The following is a 4,556-nucleotide window of genomic DNA, read 5'->3' as shown; positions in this document are numbered from 1 at the left end:
TCTCTATCAGTTCATGAAACCGGTCTTTTATCAGTTCATCCCGTTGAATAACAATATCCTTTAATTCGGTAAGAAGATTGTCCGACGCAAATTCTTTATCTCTGACAATCAGTCTTTCCAAAACATAAATCAACGCCGAATCCCGGCTGGCACGTTTTTTCCCGTATATCCTATACCAGAAAAATCCCAGTAAAAGGAAACAGAAGGTTAAAAAAACTATAAAAGTTCCCATTTCAATCAAAAGGAAAATACTGCCCAGTATACCGAATATCGGCATATACGGATAAAAAGGAGTTTTGAATTTAGGCCTGTAACTCAATATTTTGCTTTCCCGGAATAAAATAAGAGTTAAATTGGAGGTTATATACAGCAGAAGAAGAACACTTGATGCCACTTTTACCAATAATTCAAGCCTGAGAAATAAAATAGCCGCGCACATAAAAAGGCCGGTAAAAAGGATAGATACATAAGGCGTTTTAAACCTTGAACTTATTTTCCGGAAAAGAGGGGGTAGAAGTTTATCCCGGCTCATGCCCAGAGGATATCTTGAAGCGGTCATAATTCCTGAATTAGCCGTGGAAATAAATGCCAAAAATGCCGCGGCGCCTATTATTATCTTCAAAAAATCTCCTCCTAAAACGCCCGCGCCGTCCGATATAGGGGTAAGGCTCCCTCTCAGATTTTCAGGATTTAAAACACCTATAGTTATATACACAACCGCCGCATAGAAAAATATAGCCGCAGTAAGCGAAAGAATCATCCCCAACGGCAGATTTCTTCCCGGATTTTTTGTCTCTTCCGCTAAAGCCATTACTGTGGTTAGACCTCCATAAGAGATAAACACAAAACTTGCCGTAGTAAACACGGAGTTCAATCCTCCGGAAAAAAACGGTTTATAATTTAAGGGATTAACGATGGTATGACCCCAGACGGCGTAAACAAGGAGAATAAGCAAGAGCCCTACTACCAGCAATATCTGAAATCTCACGGCTTCTTTTAGGCCCAGCAAATTCAGTATGACAAAAAAGAGACAGCACAGCAGAGCTATAACGTTTAAAGGCATATGCGTAAATGCGCTTAAATAAGCCGCCATCCCTATAAGAGCGAAAGCTCCTTTCAAACTTAAAGAAAACCAGGTGCTGAAACCGGCGACAGTCCCTAAAAGAGGACCGAAACCCCGCATAATATAGAAATAATCTCCTCCTGCTTTAGGCATGGCAGTGGTTAATTCCGCCATACTGAAAAGAGTGGGAAGACAAAATATTCCTGCAATTATATAGGACAAAACAACTGCCGGGCCCGCCATGGCAAAAGCCATCCCGGGCAGTATAAAAAGACCTGAGCTTATCATCGCGCCCGTAGCCACGCAGAATATGCCTAAAAGACTAATTTCTTTTTTTAATTTCTGGTGCATTAAATCATCTCCCGTATTTTTACAGGCAATTTAATTATAAACATCGCTATGGCGAAAACAGCAATAAGCGCCGTGGGTATCAGAATTATTAACGGGTCAACAGCCGGATAAACTAATTTCTCTATACGATGGATTATAAATGAACCCGTATACGCAAGTTCCGGATTGTGCCTTGTCCTCAAACTGTTTTCCAGTATTGTTAAAGGACAATATTTTCCCAGGACCGCCAGAAGACCGACATAAGTTATACCTAAAAGATGAACGGTTCTTACCAGCCAGAGATCAAAATATCTCTTCCAAAAAAAACCGCACAAGGTAAGTACGAAGCCTGCCAGCATAAATGATATCCAGAAAAAATGCATAAGCACGATTAAATCGGCTGATATTTTAAATATCATATTTTATACCCGGGGCTTAGCATCTTTTGCTTGAGGCTCTTCGCAGACGATCCATAACAGCTAAGCCAAGCCCCGTCGTTTCAATTCCTCCCGCGATAATGATATCCGTTTTTTCAGTATCAAAACTTCTTAAAACAGAAAAAAGGTTAAACGCGCAGGTTTTTAAATCATCTTCTGAGCCTATTGCTTTTATCTTAAATCCCCTGAATTCTTTTTGATTTTCCGAAGTCGTCATAATTCCGACCTTCTTCCCCTGTTTTTTGAATTCCAGAGCCATTTTTCTCATTTCTTTGATCTGTTCTCCGCTTCTCTCAAACAACAGAAGACGCGCTTGCGGAGAATAATGATGTTTCAGCATTCCCGGTGAACATATAATATTGTCGTTGACGCTGTTAATTTCTATTTCCCCCAGGGCGTCTTTCAATTCTTTCACCGAAATCCCGCCCGGGCGCAGAACCCTGAACGGTTTATGCGTCATATCAATGACTGTGGATTCCACTCCGATATCCGTTTTCCCCCCGTCAATCAGAATATCTATTTTACCTTCAAGGTCATCAATCACATGCTGAGCGCAGGTGGGGGAAGGCCTGCCGAAAAGATTCGCGCTTGGCGCGGCCACAGGAGTGAGCGCATATTTAATCAAATTGAAAGCGATTGGATTGGAGGGCATTCTTACAGCGACAGTATCCAGACCGGAGCTCACTATATCCGGAACTATACCGGATTTTTTTAAAACCAGCGTCAGCGGGCCCGGCCAGAATATTTTCATTAATTCCGCCGCTTCTCCGGGAACATCTTTTGATAATCTGAATATATCTTCCTTATCGGCAATGTGAACAATTAAAGGATCGTTAAGAGGCCGGCCTTTGGCTTTGAATATTTTAGACACCGCCGCCGCATTCAAAGCGTCCGCGCCAAGGCCGTAAACCGTTTCCGTGGGAAAAGCGACCAGTTTGCCTTTTCTTATTGATTGAGCGGCAATTTTTATATTTTTCAATGCCGGACGCCTGCAATTTATTTTCAAAACACGCATCTTTTCTGTTATGTCCCCCTAAAACCTGTTTATAAAATGGAAAAAGGCCAACACCTTTAATTCCGCCCAATAGCAGAATTACGATGTTGGTCTATAAGTTCACTAATTTCGGCCGGGAGTTTTAATTTCTGTAAATCAAACATTTTATAATCCGCCCTAAAGAACTTTTCTTTTTTTCAGATACATCTGGGCCGCGACGGAAACTACCGCCGCTTTCAACTCACTTTTAAATATGCTGGAGAGTTTCTCCTGTAACGTGCGCTCATCAGATATGATATTCATCGTCTCATCCAGAATTGTCTTCTGCTCGGCTATAAAATGGGTGGATAGTTCTCCTTTAATAAAGGCCTCGTTTGACAGGACAGCCTTATGAAAAGGTATATTTGTTTTAGGGCCTACTATGATATACTCATAAAGCGCGCGTCTCATGCGCGCAATCGCTTCTTTTCTATCACCCCCCCATACAATGAGCTTTGAAATCATCGGGTCGTAATATGACGGTATGGTATAAGAGGAAAAAACCCCCGAGTCCACCCTCACTCCCATGCCTCCGGGAGAGCGATAACCTTTAAGTTTTGCCGGGGATGGAGCAAAATTATTCAGAGGATCCTCGGCATTTATTCTGCACTCTATGGCATGGCCGTTTATTTTTATATCTTCCTGTTGCAGCGAAAGTTTCTCTCCTGAGGCAATGAGGATCTGCTGCTTCAGCAAATCAACGCCTGTGATCATCTCGGTAATCGGATGCTCGACCTGAATGCGCGTATTCATCTCCATAAAATAAAACTTTCCATTGGTGTAAATAAATTCAACAGTGCCGGCATTTGAGTAATTGATCGCCTTGGCGATTCTTACCGCGCAGGAACCCATTTCACTCCTTAAGCTTTCGGTCATGATCGGAGAGGGGGCCTCTTCAATAAGCTTTTGATGACGCCTCTGAATTGAGCACTCCCGCTCATTAAGATGAACCACATTCCCGTATTTATCAGCCAGGATTTGAAATTCTATATGCCGCGGATTAGAAACATATTTTTCTATAAACACAGACGGATCCCCGAATGCCGAACCCGCTGTTGCCTTTGCCTGTCCTATCGCCTCTTCAAGTTCCCCGGCGCATTGAGCGATTTTCATTCCAATGCCGCCGCCGCCGGCGGCCGCTTTGACTATTACCGGATAACCTATCTCATCCGATATTTTTTGTGCTTCGGAAAGCGCACCCACCTCCTCGGTTGTGCCGGGAACAACAGGCGCTCCGGCTGATGCGACAGCCTTGCGCGCGGCTATCTTATTACCCATCAGCTCAATAACCTTGCTGGAAGGGCCGACAAAGACTATGCCTTCTTTTTCACAGGCATAGGCGAACCCGGGATTCTCGGCAAGAAAACCATAGCCCGGATGAACCGCGTCCGCTCCGCATTCCTTTGCGATATTTATTATCTTTTTTATACTGAGGTAACTTTCCTTAGCATGATTACCTCCTAACGGATACGCCTCATCGGCATATTTGGCATGTAACGCGTTTTTATCAACTTCGGAATAAACAGCGGCTGTCTTAATACCCAGCTCACGGGCGGCCCTCATGACCCTGATTGCTATTTCCGAGCGATTGGCTACTAGAATTTTCTTCAGCATCCTGATTTACTCAACGACCATTAATACATCTCCGGCATCAACAATATCAGATTCAAATGTGTACACTTCTTTTATCTGT

General features: G+C 43.2%; 4 protein-coding genes. All 4 read right to left on the bottom strand.

Annotated features, from left to right (window positions below; all coding sequences use genetic code 11):
* A partial coding sequence (locus tag FP827_02390) for an amino acid permease (protein ID MBA3051931.1) occupies nt 1-1,414 on the bottom strand: 1,414 nt, incomplete at its 3' end.
* The gene (locus FP827_02385) at nt 1,414-1,812 is read right to left on the bottom strand and encodes a DUF2784 domain-containing protein (protein MBA3051930.1); all 399 of its coding nucleotides are present in this window, start codon (nt 1,810-1,812) and stop codon (nt 1,414-1,416) included. The genes FP827_02390 and FP827_02385, both read right to left, overlap by 1 nt.
* A 16-nt stretch (nt 1,813-1,828) precedes the next feature.
* The gene (locus tag FP827_02380; protein ID MBA3051929.1) at nt 1,829-2,845 is read right to left on the bottom strand and encodes a threonylcarbamoyl-AMP synthase; all 1,017 of its coding nucleotides are present in this window, start codon (nt 2,843-2,845) and stop codon (nt 1,829-1,831) included.
* Between the two features lie 156 nt (nt 2,846-3,001).
* Nucleotides 3,002-4,477 carry an acetyl-CoA carboxylase biotin carboxylase subunit gene (locus FP827_02375; protein MBA3051928.1) on the bottom strand — a complete coding sequence of 492 codons (1,476 nt, stop codon included), beginning with the start codon at nt 4,475-4,477 and terminating at the stop codon, nt 3,002-3,004.
* Between the last annotated feature and the right edge of the window lie 79 nt (nt 4,478-4,556).

The organism is Candidatus Omnitrophota bacterium (genome assembly GCA_013791745.1).
In the GTDB taxonomy this organism is placed as follows: domain Bacteria; phylum CG03; class CG03; order CG03; family CG03; genus CG03.
The sequence above is the reverse complement of the archived record's forward strand: the minus strand, read 5'-3'. Positions and strand labels throughout refer to the sequence as shown.